The 15,621-nt window shown below is 57.1% G+C and carries 18 protein-coding genes; 12 read left to right on the forward strand and 6 right to left on the reverse strand.

Annotated elements, in window-relative coordinates; all coding sequences use genetic code 11:
- The first annotated feature begins 217 nt into the window (after nt 1-217).
- Nucleotides 218-1,069, forward strand: coding sequence for a DMT family transporter (locus tag SPL01S_RS17775; RefSeq protein WP_063201746.1), 852 nt, complete (start codon nt 218-220; stop codon nt 1,067-1,069).
- Between the two features lie 55 nt (nt 1,070-1,124).
- Here SPL01S_RS17775 and SPL01S_RS17780 read toward each other — a convergent pair whose 3' ends face one another.
- Nucleotides 1,125-1,715, reverse strand: a complete 591-nt coding sequence (locus SPL01S_RS17780) for a Yip1 family protein (RefSeq protein WP_062870008.1) — start codon at nt 1,713-1,715, stop codon at nt 1,125-1,127.
- Between the two features lie 204 nt (nt 1,716-1,919).
- Between SPL01S_RS17780 and SPL01S_RS17785 the strand changes: the two genes are divergently transcribed.
- The 5 genes from SPL01S_RS17785 (at nt 1,920) to SPL01S_RS17805 (ending at nt 6,019) form a co-directional block, all read left to right on the forward strand.
- Complete coding sequence (locus SPL01S_RS17785) at nt 1,920-2,390, forward strand: acyltransferase (protein ID WP_063201749.1); 471 nt, start codon at nt 1,920-1,922, stop codon at nt 2,388-2,390.
- The gene (locus SPL01S_RS17790) at nt 2,387-2,929 is read left to right on the forward strand and encodes a GNAT family N-acetyltransferase (RefSeq protein ID WP_063201752.1); all 543 of its coding nucleotides are present in this window, start codon (nt 2,387-2,389) and stop codon (nt 2,927-2,929) included. The genes SPL01S_RS17785 and SPL01S_RS17790 overlap by 4 nt, the downstream gene beginning before the upstream one ends.
- A 103-nt stretch (nt 2,930-3,032) precedes the next feature.
- Nucleotides 3,033-3,869: a DUF1460 domain-containing protein gene (locus tag SPL01S_RS17795; protein ID WP_063201757.1), complete on the forward strand. Its 837-nt coding sequence runs from the start codon at nt 3,033-3,035 to the stop codon at nt 3,867-3,869.
- 178 nt (nt 3,870-4,047) lie between these two features.
- Nucleotides 4,048-4,860, forward strand: a complete 813-nt coding sequence (locus SPL01S_RS17800) for a MetQ/NlpA family lipoprotein (protein ID WP_013811999.1) — start codon at nt 4,048-4,050, stop codon at nt 4,858-4,860.
- Nucleotides 4,861-4,993: 133 nt separating this feature from the next.
- Entirely contained in the window at nt 4,994-6,019 is a 1,026-nt protein-coding gene (locus SPL01S_RS17805) for a MerR family transcriptional regulator (RefSeq protein WP_063201760.1), read from the forward strand.
- Here SPL01S_RS17805 and SPL01S_RS17810 read toward each other — a convergent pair.
- A complete protein-coding gene (locus SPL01S_RS17810; RefSeq protein ID WP_063201763.1) occupies nt 6,016-6,894 on the reverse strand; it encodes a LysR family transcriptional regulator in 879 nt (292 codons plus the stop codon). The genes SPL01S_RS17805 and SPL01S_RS17810 overlap by 4 nt on opposite strands.
- Nucleotides 6,895-6,993: 99 nt before the next feature.
- On the opposite strand from SPL01S_RS17810, the gene SPL01S_RS17815 reads away from it, so the two are divergent.
- From SPL01S_RS17815 to SPL01S_RS25875, 3 genes are all read left to right on the forward strand, one after another.
- Nucleotides 6,994-7,920 carry a DMT family transporter gene (locus tag SPL01S_RS17815; protein ID WP_063201767.1) on the forward strand — a complete coding sequence of 309 codons (927 nt, stop codon included), beginning with the start codon at nt 6,994-6,996 and terminating at the stop codon, nt 7,918-7,920.
- Nucleotides 7,921-8,022: 102 nt separating this feature from the next.
- Entirely contained in the window at nt 8,023-8,559 is a 537-nt protein-coding gene (locus SPL01S_RS17820) for a GNAT family N-acetyltransferase (RefSeq protein ID WP_063201771.1), read from the forward strand.
- A 104-nt stretch (nt 8,560-8,663) separates the two neighbouring features.
- Nucleotides 8,664-8,747 carry a small membrane protein YohP gene (locus tag SPL01S_RS25875; RefSeq protein WP_017346848.1) on the forward strand — a complete coding sequence of 28 codons (84 nt, stop codon included), beginning with the start codon at nt 8,664-8,666 and terminating at the stop codon, nt 8,745-8,747.
- A gap of 32 nt (nt 8,748-8,779) precedes the next feature.
- Here SPL01S_RS25875 and SPL01S_RS17825 read toward each other — a convergent pair whose 3' ends face one another.
- Entirely contained in the window at nt 8,780-9,697 is a 918-nt protein-coding gene (locus SPL01S_RS17825; RefSeq protein ID WP_062871308.1) for a DUF808 domain-containing protein, read from the reverse strand.
- A gap of 88 nt (nt 9,698-9,785) precedes the next feature.
- A complete protein-coding gene (locus tag SPL01S_RS17830; RefSeq protein WP_063201774.1) occupies nt 9,786-10,181 on the reverse strand; it encodes a VOC family protein in 396 nt (131 codons plus the stop codon).
- 80 nt (nt 10,182-10,261) lie between these two features.
- Here SPL01S_RS17830 and SPL01S_RS17835 point away from each other — a divergent pair, with 80 nt between their 5' ends.
- Complete coding sequence (locus SPL01S_RS17835) at nt 10,262-10,717, forward strand: GNAT family N-acetyltransferase (RefSeq protein ID WP_062869999.1); 456 nt, start codon at nt 10,262-10,264, stop codon at nt 10,715-10,717.
- A gap of 34 nt (nt 10,718-10,751) precedes the next feature.
- On the opposite strand, the gene pbpG is transcribed toward SPL01S_RS17835, so the two are convergent.
- Entirely contained in the window at nt 10,752-11,681 is a 930-nt protein-coding gene (pbpG, locus tag SPL01S_RS17840) for a D-alanyl-D-alanine endopeptidase (RefSeq protein WP_062869998.1), read from the reverse strand.
- A gap of 162 nt (nt 11,682-11,843) precedes the next feature.
- On the reverse strand, nt 11,844-12,947 hold the full coding sequence (locus tag SPL01S_RS17845; protein ID WP_063201778.1) for an adenosylhomocysteinase: 1,104 nt from the start codon (nt 12,945-12,947) through the stop codon (nt 11,844-11,846).
- 185 nt (nt 12,948-13,132) lie between these two features.
- Here SPL01S_RS17845 and SPL01S_RS17850 point away from each other — a divergent pair, with 185 nt between their 5' ends.
- Nucleotides 13,133-13,453, forward strand: a complete 321-nt coding sequence (locus SPL01S_RS17850; RefSeq protein WP_063201781.1) for a hypothetical protein — start codon at nt 13,133-13,135, stop codon at nt 13,451-13,453.
- Between the two features lie 199 nt (nt 13,454-13,652).
- Nucleotides 13,653-15,614: a glycoside hydrolase family 3 protein gene (locus SPL01S_RS17855; RefSeq protein WP_063201784.1), complete on the forward strand. Its 1,962-nt coding sequence runs from the start codon at nt 13,653-13,655 to the stop codon at nt 15,612-15,614.
- Nucleotides 15,615-15,621: the final 7 nt, after the last annotated feature.

Here is a 15,621-nt window from a genome sequence, read left to right on the forward strand (position 1 = left end):
CCAACGAACACGCCGCTTCCGGCCGTCGTTCAACTGTGCGCATCTTCCGCCCCTCCAGCCGTTTTCTCTGTCGTCACTGCGGTTGCCGCTTACCCGCCACGCTCTGTGGTTGTGCGCTAAGCCAAACCGAATTTTACCTCCAGCTTTCTTTATTTGCGCTCAGGCGTAGACCGCCGCGCGCGCTGGAACTTGCCATTTTCACGACAGGTGAAACCGAATGCGATTTATCACTCAATGGGCCAATGCCGGCCTGGCTACGCTGTTCGTCCTGCTTTGGAGCAGCGGCGCAATTTTCTCCCGCCTGGGGCTGGAGCATGCCTCCGCCTTCGCCTTCCTTTTCTTCCGCTGCGCCATCGCTCTGGCGCTGCTGCTGGCAATCGGCCTGTGGCAGCGGCAATGCCTGCCCGCCCGCGGCACCCGGTGGCGCGTGGCATTGATCGGGCTGCTGATGATCGGCAGTTACCAGATTAGCTATCTGCTGGCGCTGGAACAGGGTATCACGCCCGGTGTGCTGGCGACGCTGCTCGGCGTACAGCCGATACTGACCCAGTTCATTACCGAACGCCGCAGTTCCGGGCTGCGCAGCCTCGGCCTGTTGCTGGCGATGGCCGGGCTGACGCTGGTGGTGTATCAAAGCCTGGCGATCGCCCACTTCTCCCTGCCCGGCATGCTGTGCGCCTTTATCGCGCTGGGCTGCATGACCGCCGGCACGCTGTTGCAAAAAGGCATGAGTCAGCCACCGCTGGCGGTGTTGCCGCTGCAGTACGCCGTCGGGTTGCTGATGTGCACGTTGGTATTGCCGTTCGAGCCGCTGCGGATCGAGTGGAGCATGGCGCTTATCGTGCCGCTGCTGTGGATGGCGGTGGTGATTTCAGTGCTGGCCACCTTCTTGCTGTACCGGCTGATCCAACGCGGCAATCTGGTGCAGGTCACCAGCCTGTTTTACCTGATCCCGGCAGTCACTGCTTTGCTGGACTACCTGTTGCTCGGCCATGCGTTGGCGGCAATGAGCATATTGGGCATGGTGGCCATCGTACTCGGCGTAATGCTGGTGTTCCGTAAGCCGTAAAAAGCAAAAGCCCCTCATGCCGGGTGGCATGAGGGGCAATATCAAAACATCGTTTTCAGAATAACCAGGAACCATACCCCCACAGCAACACCGTTACCCCGAGCAGAAACTCGAGCAGCAAGATGCCGATGGCAAAGGTAGAGCTGGAGAAGATAAAGCCTTCTTTACTGTCGATATTCAGGAAGTGGGGAATGCCCAGATTCAGCAGATAGCCCGAATAGCACAGGCCAATCACGCCGACAAACAGACAAAGCCACACGACGGGATAGAGCGCGACTATACCGCTCAGAAACATCGGGGTGGCGACATAGCCGGCAAACACCATACAACGGTGCAAACTCGGGCGTGCTTCATAACGCCGCGCCATCCAGTGGATCACTTTACCCATGATAGCCACACCCGCCAGCATCAGCAGATAGAACGCCACTGCGGTATAAAGTGCGGTAAACATATCGAGCCGGATCGCATGGCCTTCGCCGGAGAGCCAGCCCAACTGGGTAGTGCCGATAAAGGCGCAGACCACAGGGATCGCCGCCAGCAGCAGCACGTGGTGGGTGTAAAGGTGCGAGACGCTTTCGTTCTCGCTTTTAATGTGTTCGAACTCGGTGCTTGGATGCGCCAGAAGTCCCCAAACATGATTAACCATGAGACACCTCCTCCATCGCCGTAGGTCGCGATCGGCGAACGAATTTACCCCTCTGACGGATTGTTGACCGTGCGAGGATTGCGGCCACGGGGCTCTCTCCCCTGTACTTATTATAGTCTTTCGCTGAAAAAACGTTCGGAAAACGCAGACGCAGCGGCAGTTTGTTTTATAATCCTCCGATTGAGCAACGCCGTGAGGACTGCCATGTCATCTGCCATCACTCTTCGCCAGGTCGGCATTGTCGAGGTCGACGCCGGGCAAAATGTCACAGTGGTACAACCCAGCAACCTGTACGGTTGCCGGCTCGGCGACGACGTGTTTGTCGGGCCCTTTGTCGAGATCCAAAAAAACGTCAGCATCGGCGCTCGCAGCAAAATCCAGTCGCACAGTTTTATCTGCGAATATGTCACCCTCGGCGAAGACTGCTTTATCGGCCATAACGTGACCTTCGCCAACGATCTGTTTAAAAATGGCGCCCCTAACGCCGATGCCGCCAGTTGGGGCCGTACGCAGATTGGCGATCGGGTTGCCATCGGTTCCGGCGCTACCGTGCTGGCGGTGAACATCTGCAGCGGCGCAGTGATCGGCGCCGGATCCGTGGTCACCAAAGACATCACCCGTAAAGGGATCTACGCAGGCAACCCGGCACGCCTGCTGAGAGAGCTGGACCCATGAGCCAGGCTATCCATATCGCCCCCGTCGCCCAGTTGCCCGACGGCTATCTGGAAAGCTGCGATTTCAGCTTCCCGGTCGCTCACTATGCCCAACCGGTTTTCGATGCCCCGGTCGACAACTGGCCGCTGCGGCCGGTCACCCCGTTTCGCAAGCACTATCCGCTGGCCCCCTTCCTCAATGAAGAGAGCGAAACCTTTCTGGCACGTCATCGGGGGGAAGCCGTCGGTCACGTTACGCTGAGCAAAAACTGGAACGGCTATGCGCTGATTGAAGAAATTGTCGTCAGCGCCCACGTGCGCCGTTTGGGCGTCGCCACCGCCCTGCTGGATGCCGCACGCCACTGGGCGCAGCAGCAGGAAACCCCGGGGTTGATGCTGGAAACGCAAAACAATAATCTGATCGCCTGCCGCTGTTATCAGCGCTTCGGTTTTATTCTCGGCGGTATCGATCACCTGTTGTATCGCGCTCAGCCGGATATTGCCGACCATGAAATCGCGTTATTTTGGTATCTGCCGTTTAATAACGAGATCGGTTACTGATTATTGGCCAGCGTTTAGGCTATGTTTATTTATTAACCACCCGCCTTATGGTGAGAACTGTTATCATTTACATGATCACGGACTGAAACCATTGGAGGGTAAAATGTACAAGGTTGTTCCATTGATGTTAGTTATAGCGATGAGTGGATGCGCAGATAAAAGTCCTCAGCCGCCAATTGATGAATCCGGTGCCGCAGTCACCCCCCCTGCGGTAGCGCCCATAAACCTGGACAGCGAGACGTTAAGCAAGCTCAACGACATTCTCGCCAAGCACGCTACCTGGCCGGCCGGGCAGGCCAACGGCCAAACTATCAATCTGATCTCTCAGCAATTTCTGGGTACGCCTTACGTTGCCAACATGCTGATAGGCTCTCAGGACACGCCGGAAAAGCTGGTGATCGACTTCCGTGGCCTGGATTGCTTTACCTATATCGACTACGTCGATGCGCTGAGCAAATCGCACAACCAGGCTGAATTCGTTCAACGCCTGATCCAGACCCGCTACGCCCATAGCGAAATCAGCTTCCCGCAGCGCAAACATTTCTTCACCGACTGGGCACAGGTCGCCAAAACAAACGTGACCGACATTACCGCTCAACTCAGCCCGCACGCGGTGACGCAGGTGAAAAATCTGAACCAAAAGGCCGATGGCGGCAGCTATCTGCCCGGCCTGAAAAATGTTCGACGCAGCATCACTTATCTGCCCAGCGATGTGATTGACGATAAGGTGCTGGCCCAGTTGCGCACCGGCGATTACATCGGTATCTACACCAATCTTGCCGGGCTGGACGTCACTCACACCGGCATCTTTATCATGACCGAAAACGGCCCGATGTTGCGCAATGCCTCTTCGCGCAAGGAAAACATGAAGGTAGTGGACTCGCCCTTTATGGACTATGTGATCAACACGCCAGGCATCGTCGTGCTGCGCGCCAAATAACCGCCCTTCCAGACCCAATGGCTTTCAGGGTGCAATCTGAAAGCCAGGGTCTCTATACAACTCCCTGTTATTACCTATAACCCTTTGTGCTGAGCAAGCGTTTGACTTCCCTGCAGGTTCAGGCTTAGCTAACAGCACAAAACCAACTGATTTTACTGTTTTTTTCAGGGAGAACACGATGTTAAAGACCTGGCGTTTTACCGCCGTGATGGCGGCGTTTGCCGCCACGCTGGCACTGCAAGGTTGCGATAAGCCGGTAGACCAGAACCTTATCAAGGTCGGGGTTATCAACGGCGCGGAGCAGGACGTGGCGGAAGTCGCCAAACAGGTAGCGAAAGAGAAATACGGCCTTGAGGTTGAACTGGTCGGTTTCAGCGGCTCTCTGCTGCCGAACGACGCCACCGATAAAGGTGAGCTGGATGCCAACGTATTCCAGCACCGGCCGTTCCTCGAACAGCAAAATAAAGATCACGGCTACAAGCTGGTGGCGGTGGGCAATACCTTCGTGTTCCCGATGGCCGGCTATTCGAAAAAAATCAAATCGCTGAAAGAGCTGCAGGACGGCGCCGTTATCGCCATTCCGTTGGATCCGACCAACCTCGGCCGCGCGTTGCTGCTGCTGGAGAAAACCGGCCTGATTACCCTGAAACCGGGTAAAGGGCTACTGCCAACCTCGCTGGATATCAGCGCCAACCCGCATAACTACAAGATTATGGAGCTGGAGGGCGCTCAATTGCCGCAAGTGCTGGATGACCCTAAAGTCACAGTAGCTATCATCAGCACCACCTACATCAACCAGACCGGGCTGACGCCAACCAAAGACGGCATCTTTATCGAAGACAAAGATTCGCCGTACACCAACATCATAGTGACGCGCGAAGACAACAAAGACGCGCTGAACGTGCAAAACTTCATCAAGGCCTACGAGTCGGATGAAGTGGCCAAAGCCGCCGAGAAAATTTTTAACGGCGGTGCGGTAAAAGGCTGGTAAGCAAGCGGTTCCCCTCCTTGCGGGTGCTATTTTCGGCGCCCGCCACTTTCCTGAAAATATCCCCTTCGGCGCTATTGACCCTCACGTCGCGTCAGGCTTTAGTATCCCTGCACGCACTGGGGAGGAGCACGTCATGTTATTAAAAGTGGGCGAACTGGCCCGCCGTTCCGGCATTACCGTCAGGACACTGCATTATTACGACAGCATTGGTTTGCTGATCCCTTCTGCGCGTTCCGACGCCGGCTACCGTTTATACAACCGGGCTGACATCACCCGCTTGCACCATATTCAGGCGTTGCGCCGAATGGGGGTCCAGCTTGCGGAGGTCGGGGCACTTCTGACACGTTCCGGGGTAACGTTAACCCAGGTGATTGAACAGCAGATAACCATGCTGGATCGGCAGTTGGCGCAGACCCTAGCGCTACGCGATCATTTGCAGCATATGCATGCCCAGCTCACCGCCGGGGACGAACCGGAACTGAACGACTGGCTGACTACGTTGGAGTTAATGACCATGTACGACAAATATTTTACCGCCGACGAACTGGCGCAACTGCCCTTCTATCAGGCCGATCAGGCGCGCAATCAGGAATGGGGCGAGCTGGTGAGCAGCATGCGCCAGTTGATCGACAGTGGCGTCGAAGCGCAAGCGCCGCAGGCGCAGGCCCTGGCGCGGCGTTGGATGCAGATGCTGGAACGCGATACCGCGCTTAATCCGGCGTTTCTTACCCGGCTTAACGCCATGCATGCCGATGAGCCCTCAATGCGCGAACAGACCGGCATCACCCCGGCTGTGACCGATTATGTCACCCGGGCCTTTGCCGAAACCAAGTTGTCGATCTACCAAAAATACCTGTCGGCGGAAGAATACGCCTACGTGCGCCAACACTACTTTACCCGCCTGCACGAATGGCCGGCGCTGATCGCCCAGTTCCATCAGGCGCTAAGAGACGGCGTGCCGCCGGAGTCCGTTCAGGCGAAGCAACTGGCGGCCAAATGGCTAGAGCTGTTCCAGTCCTATGCCGGCACTGACCCGGCCACCCAGATGAAAATTCGCCAGGCGATGGAACAAGAGCCGACGCTGACCGAAGGCACCTGGTTGACCCCGGCGCTGCTGAGCTATCTGCAACAGGCAGTGACGCATCTGATGCGCGGCTAGGTAAGGTTATCCACCAGCCGGGTGATCCCCGCCACACCCGCGTAGCATTCCAGTAAAAACGCCGTCACGGCGGCGATACCCGGTGCATGACGAATGTCGTCATGCACCGTTAGCCAGACTTCGCGCCGCAGCCCAAGCGGCGGCGCCAGGCGTTCAAGCCCCAGTTCCTGCGCGGCAAAATGCGGCAGCAGCGCAATGCCCGCGCCGGCCGCAGCGGCGGCAGCCTGAATCATCAGGTCGTTGCTGCGCATCACCAGCGACCGGGGCCCGGCCTGCTCCAGCAACCATTTTTGCTGCGCCGAAGCGGCCCGTTCATCGTGATAACCAATAAATCCCCGCTCCGCCTCCGGCGTGTCTCGCAGATAACCGGCGTTGGCGTACAGCCCGAACTCGACGGTGCCGATTTTTCTCGCCACCAGATCGCTTTCAGTGACGCGGCTGAGCCTGATGGCAATATCCGCCTCGCCACGCAGCAGCGATACGTTGGCGGTATCAGCCAGCAAAACCAGTCGCAAATCCGGATAACGGCGCTGCAACTCGGCAATACGCGGAGCGATCAGTTTCAGCCCCATCACCGGCGGCACGCTCAGCGTCACCTCACCCGCTATGCCCTGTCGCCCACTGAGGGCGGCGCGGCTGACGGCGAAGGCATTGAGCGTCATGCTGTCCCCTTGCGCCGCGATGCGTTGCCCGTCGACGGTGAGCAGGTAGCTGCGCGGGCGGCGATCCACCAGTTTTAACGCCAGCGATGCTTCCAGGCTGGCGATACGGCGGGCAACGGTGGCGTGATCGACCTGCAAACTGCGAGCCGCACCCGACAGCGACTTCTCGCGCGCAAACACCATGAAGTAGTGCAAATCCTCCCAATTGAACATGGGTGTTTTCTCACATCACAAGTGAATAGATAGGGGATTTTACCGCAACAATCCGTGGCGCAAACTGTTTTTGTTTATTCCACACCACAGGAAACCACCATGAAAACTTCGCTGCCGCTGGCCTATCTGGGGGTGATTATCGCCACCTTTTTCTGGGGCACCAACTTCAATGCCGGTGCCTATATCATCGCCCATCAGCCGCCGATCACCGCGTCGATCGAGCGTTTCAGCCTGGCGACGCTGGCGCTGTTGCTATTCTTCGGTCTGCGCGGGCAGTTACGCTTCATTACGCTGAGGAACAACTGGCTGGCCTACCTTGGGCTGGGCGTGCTCGGCTTTACGTTGTTTAACCTGTGCACCTTTTTCGGCCTGCAATCCACCACGCCGATCAACGGTGCGCTGATCCTCGCCACCACGCCGCTGTGGACAATGCTGTTCGGGGTATTTTGGGAGCATGAAAAACTGAGTGGGTCACGCGCCGCCGGCCTGCTGGCGGGTTTTATCGGCGTAACGCTGGTGCTCACCAAAGGCAGCCTGCAAACGCTGTTGCGGTTGGAAATCAACCCCGGCGACGGCATTATCCTGCTCGGCAGCCTGGCCTGGGCGCTGAATATGGTCGGTACCCGGCGGCTGGTGCATAACGCCACAGCCATCGAAACCACCAGCTATTCGATGTTGTTCGGCACGCTGGCACTGCTGCCGCTGGGGTTTATCTTCGAAAACCCGCTGCAAAGTATGGCGTCAGCCAGCCTCAGCGTGCATGCGGCGGTGGTTTATCTGGCGCTGTGCGGATCGCTGCTGGCCTATCTGCTGTGGTTCAACGGGCTGGAAAAAATCGGCTCGATGCACACCGCCATTTTCTTCAATCTGGCACCGGTGTTTACCCTGCTGGTGGCCACCCTCACCGGCACTGCACCCAACGTCTGGCAATTGGCCGGGGCGGTCTGGGTTATCCTCGGCGTTCTGCTGGCCTCCGGCGCAGTAAACCGCCTGGTGCCACGGCACCGGGCCAGCAGACAACTATAGTTTTTTTTATCACCGGCATAAAAAAGCCCAATTTACCTTGGCATCGGACGGGGAGCATAATGCGTTTATCTTCTGATTTTTCAAGGTAAACAAAGAACGCTTATGCCCCTTTCCGCCCCGTTGATCATCACCGACGCCACGCCGGATGACCTGGCCGCCGTACAACAGATCTACGCCTACCACGTGCTTTACGGCGCGGCATCCTTTGAAGAAACGCCGCCCACCTGTGAAGAAATGCAGCAGCGATGCAGCAAGGTACAGGAAGCCGGGCTGCCCTGGCTGGTCGCCAAACGGGAAGATCGCGTGGTGGGCTACTGTTACGCCACGCCCTATCGGCCACGCCCGGCCTACCGGTTTACCGTAGAAGACTCGGTGTATATCGCCGAAGGTCAGCAGGGTAACGGCATCGGCAAAGCACTGCTGGCCGAGCTGATCGCTCGTTGCGAGCGCGGCCCCTGGCGGCAGATGCTGGCGATCGTCGGCAATGCCGAAGACAATCGGGGCTCGCTGGCCTTGCATCAGAAATTGGGCTTTACCAGCGTGGGGACATTGAACGCGGTAGGTTTTAAATTTGGTGACTGGCGCGACACGCATATCATGCAACGCGCACTGGGCGAAGGCGATGCCACGCCGCCTTAATCGTCAATGCGGCGGGCAATTTGCAAAATATCAGCTACAGTAAATAATGATTTCATTAGGTTAGCGAGAGCTCACGTCCCCTTATAACCCCTTGGGAGAGATAAATGAAAATTATTCTGTGGATTATCGCCATTATCTTTATCGTTGGCCTGCTCACCATTACCGGCGTCTTCAAGCTGATCTTCTAAAACTTGCCCGCGCCATCCGGCGCGGGATCGCATCAGGCTTTGAAGCGGCCGCGAATGGCACCCAGAGCCGAAACCACCAGCAGCACCACGCCACCGGCAACCAGGCCGAACACCACGTTGAGCAAAGCGGGGATCGCACCCTGCAGAATATGGCCGAAGGTCGGTACGACGGTAGCGTACGACGCCCAGTCTTCGAACAAATGATGCACCGGAGGCAGACCGTGGGTCAGAATGCCGCCGCCGACCATAAACATGGCGACAGTACCGACGATCGACAGGGTTTTCATCAGGTAAGGTGCGGCACTGACAATGCCATTGCCAATCGAGCGCGCCAGCGCGCTGGTTTTGCGGCTCAGGTACAACCCCAGATCGTCAAGCTTGACGATGCCGGCCACGATACCGTAAACGCCGATCGTCATCACAATCGCGATGCCGCTCAACACAATCACTTGCTGGCTAAAGCTCGCGCCGGCCACGGTGCCCAGAGTGATGGCGATAATCTCGGCGGACAGCACGAAATCGGTGCGGATCGCCCCTTTCACCTTGCGCTGCTCATAGGCCGCCACGTCTTCATTGGCGTCCAGTTCTTCTTTTTTCTCCTCCCCTTGCTTGCCGTGAGTCAGGCTGTGGAACACTTTTTCAAAACCTTCGTAACACAGGTAAGCGCCGCCCACCATCAGCAGCGGCGTGATCGCCCAAGGGGCGAATGCGCTGATCAGCAACGCCAGCGGCACCAGAATCAGTTTGTTGATAAACGAACCTTTGGCCACGCTCCACACCACCGGCAGTTCGCGATCGGCCGTGACCCCGCTAACCTGTTGCGCATTCAGCGCCAGATCGTCCCCCAGCACCCCAGCGGTCTTTTTCGCCGCCATTTTTGTCATCAGCGAGACGTCGTCCAGCAGCGAAGCGATGTCGTCGATTAAAGTCAGTAAGCTACTTCCGGCCAAAATGGTCATCCTTATCAAATTTCATTAAACCCTTACCCGTTTAGCATAGCGGTAAACGCCCCTGAATGTGTATAAGAGGATGGCGCAGTTAGCCTGCCGGCACGTTCAACTGCCAGGAGAGGCCAAAGCGATCGTTCAGCCAGCCGAAACGCGCGCTGAAGCCGTAATCATCCAGCGGCATCAGCACTTCACCGCCCTCCGCCAGGCGGGCGAATACCCGTTCCAATTCGGCTTCGGTCGCCAAATTAACGTGGAGAGACACCGCCGGGGTAAAGCTGAAATCATGGCTGACCGGGCTGTCGCTAAACACCAGATGCTGTCGGTCAAAGTCTATCGAAGCCTGTTTTATTCGCCGCTGCCCGTCGGGCGTCTCGTCGTAATGCAGCAGTTGCTGAACCTTAAAACTGCTGAACAGCCCGCTGTAAAGATCGATAGCCTGCAGGGCGTTGCCCTGAAACAGGATAAAGGTTGCAACCTGGCTCATAGGAATCCTCTCTCGCATACGATAGGGTATTTAGTGATCATAGCGGATGAAGCAACCGCCGCCGCCAAAAAGGAGGAAAGATGGCAATCACCTATCGCCTGGCACAGACAAAGGATCTGGCCGGCCTTCAGGCGCTGTATCAGGAATTGCGCCCACAGGATCCCCCGCTGCGCCCGGATGCCGCCCAGCGCACTTTACAGCGTTTGCTGGACAACCCGGCAATTCGCCTGGTGGTTACCGCCGACGGTGAACAGCCGATCGCGACCTGCATGCTGGCGATGGTGCCGGGGTTGGTTCATCAGGCTCAGCCGTTCGGTATCATTGAACACGTGGTCACGGCACCGCCGTACCGCGGGCAAGGCATTGCCCTGGCGATGCTGGAATACACCTTGCAACTGGCGTGGCGTAAAGGGTGCTACAAAGTGATGCTGCTTTCCGGCCAGCAGCGCACCGGGGCGCACCAGTTGTATCTGCGCGCCGGATTCGACGGCGATCGGGAAAGGGGTTTTGTCATCAGGCGCCCTGAGGGCCGATAGCGGCCTGCGGTGGAAACCGCAGGCCAGACCGGGATTATTCGGTTTCGTTCTTCGCCAGACGGGCGTCTTTTTGGCGGCGATAGTCGCGGGCAGCGGCCGGGATCGGCGTTACCTTGCCGGTTTCGATCCAGGTGCGCAGGCGGTTGGCGTCAGCAAAATGCGTGTACTTGCCGAACGCGTCGAGCACCACCAGCGATACCGAGCGGCTGCCGATCATGGTGCGCATCGCCAGGCAATGCCCCGCTTCGTTAGTGAAGCCGGTTTTGGTCAGTTGGATGTTCCATTTCGGGTTGTACACCAAATGGTTGGTGTTGCGGAACGGCAGCGTGTAGTTAGGATCCTTGAAACTCGCCATGCGCTCGGTGGTGGTGCTGAGCTGGCCAATCAACGGATATTGCTTGGTGGCGATCAGCAGCTTGGTCAGGTCACGCGCGGTCGAAACGTTATGAATCGACAACCCGGTCGGCTCCACATAACGGGTATTGGTCATGCCCAGCGATCTCGCCTTGGCGTTCATCGCTTTGATAAAGGCACCGTAACCGCCCGGATAGTGATGCGCCAGGCTGGCGGCGGCGCGGTTTTCCGACGACATCAGCGCCAGCAGCAGCATGTCTTTGCGCGTAATTTCGCTGTTCAGACGCACGCGAGAATAAACGCCTTTCATTTCTGGCGTCTGGTGAATGTCCACCGACAGCATTTCATCCAGCGGCAGATGGGCGTCCAGCGTCACCATGGCGGTCATCAGCTTGGTGATGGAGGCGATCGGCACCACTTCATCCGGATTGCGCGCATACATCACTTTGTGGGTCTGCATATCCACCACCATCGCACTGCCGGAAGCCAGTTCAGGCTGGGCGGCATGGGCGGCGGCGTTATTTTCGCTGGCCAGCGCGCGCGGCGCGATGCCTGCTCCCGCCTGCAAAGCGAGCAGGGTTAGTACCAAAACACGTATTTTCACATGCATTACTCTGTCACTGGAGAAGAGGAAGGTCTTATTTGGCAGAATTATATGTGAGGGATCTCAAGTTGGCACTGGGATTATGCGCCCCCATTTGTGACAAATTCTGTCGGACAGAATATTGCGCAAACCGCGAGCGCTCTGGGGTGGGCGCCCGCGAGGGAAAAGTTACAGTGCCGGTTGCCACGCAGACTGCGGCAACAGATACAAACCGGGAGCCTGGCGGGCGCCGTCGCCGACGATATGGCCAATGCCCGCCGCCATCACCGCCAGCGTCACATCGAAGGCGTTCAGGCTGTCGCCGTAGCCCGCCGTCAGGTTGAACATCGACCCGTTGGCCAGTAAATAGACCTTTTTCTCGCCCAGTTGGTAGGCGTTCACAAACGGCATAGGCTCGCTGTGCGGCAGGTTCTTCAGGAAGCCGACGTCAATTTCGGCCGCCACGTGGCCGACGTTGAGAATAAACACCCCGTCCTTCACCTGTTGCAAATGCTGCGCCGACAGCACATTTTTCGCCCCGGTCGCCGTGGCGATCACGTCCGCCTGGGTAACCGCCGTGGTCAGATCGACCACCGCCCAGCCATCGTACCGCGCTTGCAATGCCCGCGCCGGATCGATTTCCGCCACGATAACCTGCCCGCCGTAGGCTTTCGCCGCCGCCGCAACGCCCTGCCCAACCAGGCCATAGCCAATCACCAGCACGCATTTTTCATGCAGCGTCAGATGCGTGGTCTGGAAGAAGGTGTGCCAGGCGGTGAGGCCGACCATATGGCGGTTGTGCAGCCCTTCTTTCACCGGCAGATCGTCCCAATTGAAGATCGGGTAGCGCGGCGCCATGCCGTTCAGCCGGCTGATGCCGGAACCGGTCGCTTCCAGGCCGGCGATAATCTGCGGGCCTGCGGCCGACTGGTGCAGGCGGGTCGTCAGATCCGCGCCCATTTCGCACAGGTGGGTCGGTTCCCAGGCCAACGCGCGATCGAAGGATGTCGACCAGTCCGCATCGCTCATGTCACGCCAGGCGTGAGCCTGTGCGCCGCGCCGCTCCAGCCAGGCGACCACGTCATCCTGCACCGTGGTCGGGTTGCAGGTGGTCAGGTAAACCGCCGCGCCCTTGCCCAGCAGGCCCGCCACCAGCGGCGCCATTTTCAGATCCAGGTGCATATTGCACGCCAGCCGCACGCCGTTCAAATCCGGCAGCGCAGCAACCGCCGCACGGGTGCGCGGCATATGGCGCATCGCCCAATCGAGTTCGCTTTCAAAATCCTGATACATCTGTTGCTCCTTTACTGCACCACGCCACTGGGGCATAGCTGAATGAATTAACCGGCGCGGCTCAGAGTTGCTCAATCACCTTGGCCGGCGTCTGACCGGTTTCCGCGCCACGTTAGCCGCCACCTCTGCGCCGAGATCCTCTTCAATCATCGCCTGCGGCCCCGCAAAATCCGGCAGGTTAAAAAATGGGGATGATCACAAAGCCGATGTTTTTCATTATGGCGATTTTTGAGGGTTATATGGCATACCAGCCAAAAACAGGCCAGCTATTATCACTCAGCTCAAAGAACAAAACCGAGGTGAATATCATGTCTGCACCATCAATGATAGTTTTCCGATCTATCAGAGGGTTACCCCGTTGGCTTTCACCGCCCGCTGAAATTATCGTCACCTCGGTTGGCGGTACGGGCGTCAGTTCTGAGGGCCAGCACTTCTCCCGGCTGCAAACGCGGGAAGACATCACGCACAGCGATGTCTTGTCCGATTTAGCCTTGAAGGTAGGGTAAATCCGGCATGGTGTACTGCCGATAATCCTGACTGTCAGGCCATTGTCAAAGCCAGTCACGCGGTTCCAATACGGAATATCTTGCCTCTCTGTCCGCTGCTTTTGAGAGCGTAATCACACTATCTGCGAGGTGATTACGGTATTAAATAAAGCCACCTGCTATATATATCAATACGTTATACATACCAATAAGGATAATGATGAAACTCAACCCTCTGAACATGGCTGTCTCTGCCCTCCTGTTTTCCAGTTATCCTGTCATTGCTGCTCCCCCCCAACCAGAACTGAGTCTGCACGAAGCCACGCTGCTGACCGTTGACGGGCTGAAATTCAAAGACCTTAACCATTCCGGCAAACTTGAGCCTTATGAAGACTGGCGGCTGTTACCAGAAGAACGCGCAGCCGATCTGGTGAAACGCATGACGCTGCAAGAAAAAGCCGGTGTGATGATGCACGGCTCGGCCCCTACCGCCAACAGTCCGATTGGCGCAGGGACGCATTATGATATTGATGCCGCTAAAAAGATGATTGCCGATGCGAAAGTAAACACGCTGATCACCCGGCTTTCGGCGGACGATCCGGCGGTGATAGCGGAAGAAAACAACAAACTTCAGCAGATTGCTGAAGGCACGCGGCTTGGTATTCCGGTCACTATCAGCAGTGATCCGCGCAACTCGTTTGAATATCTGATAGGCGCGAGTCTCTCATCCGGTAAATTCACGAAGTGGCCCGAAACATTAGGTTTGGCCGCTATCGGCGATGAACAGCTTACTCGTCGCTATGCCGATATCGTGCGTCAGGAATATCTGGCCGTCGGTATTCGTGAAGCCCTTTCGCCGCAGGCCGATCTGGCGACTGAGCCGCGTTGGGCACGTATCAGCGGAACCTTCGGCGAAGACCCGACACGTGTTCACAATATGGTGCGCGGTTACATTGAAGGAATGCAGAACGGTACCGACGGCCTGGTTCAGGGCAGCGTGATCGCGGTAGTGAAACATTGGGTCGGCTACGGTGCGGCCGAAAATGGCTATGACAGCCACAACGTTTACGGCAAGAACGCCATTTTCTCCGGTAACAACCTCAAAGAGCACATTTATCCATTTACCGGCGCATTTGAAGCCAACGTGGCCAGCGTGATGCCGACGTATTCCATTTTGAAAAACGCCTCAATCGGTGGCAAACCGCTGGAACCGGTCGGTGCGGGATTCAGCCATCAGTTGCTGACGGATATTCTGCGCGGACAATACGGTTTTAAAGGTGTGATCCTCAGCGACTGGTTGATCACCAATGATTGCAACAGTGACTGTATTAACGGTGTGCCGGAAGGCAAGGAGCCCGTGCCCGGGGGTATGTCATGGGGGGTCGAAAATCTGACGCCGCAACAGCGTTTTGTGAAAGCCGTGAACGCGGGCGTGGATCAGTTTGGCGGCGTAACCGATTCCCAGCTGCTGGTGAATGCGGTCAATGAAAAACAGCTGACGCAGCAGCGGCTGGACGAGTCAGTGGTACGTATTCTGGAGCAAAAATTCCGCACTGGCCTGTTCGAAAATCCATTTGTAGATCCTCAAAAAGCGCTGCACACAGTCGGAAGAGCGGACTGGCAGAAAGAGGCCAATGCGGCACAGGGACGCTCTCTTGTGTTATTGCAAAACAAAGAGGGAGTTTTACCGCTGAAAAGAGGTAAAAAAATCTGGTTGTATGGTATCGAACCTAAAGCTGCGCAGATAGCGGGGTTTAGGGTTGTCGATTCGCCTGAAAAAGCGGATGTCGCGCTGATCCGCGCCCATGCGCCGTATGAACAGCCGCATAAACAATGGTTCTTCGGCAGACGTCATCACGAAGGCTCTCTGGCATTTACTGACGATAATCCTGACTATCAGGCCATTGTTAAAGCCAGTCACGCGGTTCCGACCGTGGTGACGGTGTATCTCGACCGCCCTGCCATTCTGAGCAATGTGAAGGATAAAGCCAAGGTTGTCATCGGTAATTTCGGTGTCAGCGACGCGGTGTTGTTTACCCGCCTGACCAGCAGCGAAGCCTTTACCGGCAAACTGCCGTTCGAGTTGCCTTCATCAATGAACGCCGTGCTCGAACAACAGTCAGATGTGCCACATGACAGCCAATCTCCGCTGTTTGAAATTGGCTTCGGTCTGGCGCGTTAAAGCTCTC

Source organism: Serratia plymuthica NBRC 102599 (genome assembly GCF_001590925.1).
GTDB lineage: Bacteria > Pseudomonadota > Gammaproteobacteria > Enterobacterales > Enterobacteriaceae > Serratia > Serratia plymuthica.

Coding starts and splice junctions, on each gene's coding strand:
- SPL01S_RS17835 (WP_062869999.1), top strand. CDS start 10,262: ATGGCAATCACCTATCGCCTGGCACAGACAAAGGATCTGGCCGGCCTT.
- SPL01S_RS17775 (WP_063201746.1), top strand. CDS start 218: ATGCGATTTATCACTCAATGGGCCAATGCCGGCCTGGCTACGCTGTTC.
- SPL01S_RS17780 (WP_062870008.1), bottom strand. CDS start 1,715: ATGGTTAATCATGTTTGGGGACTTCTGGCGCATCCAAGCACCGAGTTC.
- SPL01S_RS17815 (WP_063201767.1), top strand. CDS start 6,994: ATGAAAACTTCGCTGCCGCTGGCCTATCTGGGGGTGATTATCGCCACC.
- SPL01S_RS17820 (WP_063201771.1), top strand. CDS start 8,023: ATGCCCCTTTCCGCCCCGTTGATCATCACCGACGCCACGCCGGATGAC.
- SPL01S_RS17845 (WP_063201778.1), bottom strand. CDS start 12,947: ATGTATCAGGATTTTGAAAGCGAACTCGATTGGGCGATGCGCCATATG.
- SPL01S_RS17830 (WP_063201774.1), bottom strand. CDS start 10,181: ATGAGCCAGGTTGCAACCTTTATCCTGTTTCAGGGCAACGCCCTGCAG.
- SPL01S_RS17790 (WP_063201752.1), top strand. CDS start 2,387: ATGAGCCAGGCTATCCATATCGCCCCCGTCGCCCAGTTGCCCGACGGC.
- SPL01S_RS17800 (WP_013811999.1), top strand. CDS start 4,048: ATGTTAAAGACCTGGCGTTTTACCGCCGTGATGGCGGCGTTTGCCGCC.
- SPL01S_RS17785 (WP_063201749.1), top strand. CDS start 1,920: ATGTCATCTGCCATCACTCTTCGCCAGGTCGGCATTGTCGAGGTCGAC.
- pbpG (WP_062869998.1), bottom strand. CDS start 11,681: ATGCATGTGAAAATACGTGTTTTGGTACTAACCCTGCTCGCTTTGCAG.
- SPL01S_RS17810 (WP_063201763.1), bottom strand. CDS start 6,894: ATGTTCAATTGGGAGGATTTGCACTACTTCATGGTGTTTGCGCGCGAG.
- SPL01S_RS17850 (WP_063201781.1), top strand. CDS start 13,133: ATGGGGATGATCACAAAGCCGATGTTTTTCATTATGGCGATTTTTGAG.
- SPL01S_RS17795 (WP_063201757.1), top strand. CDS start 3,033: ATGTACAAGGTTGTTCCATTGATGTTAGTTATAGCGATGAGTGGATGC.
- SPL01S_RS17805 (WP_063201760.1), top strand. CDS start 4,994: ATGTTATTAAAAGTGGGCGAACTGGCCCGCCGTTCCGGCATTACCGTC.
- SPL01S_RS25875 (WP_017346848.1), top strand. CDS start 8,664: ATGAAAATTATTCTGTGGATTATCGCCATTATCTTTATCGTTGGCCTG.
- SPL01S_RS17855 (WP_063201784.1), top strand. CDS start 13,653: ATGAAACTCAACCCTCTGAACATGGCTGTCTCTGCCCTCCTGTTTTCC.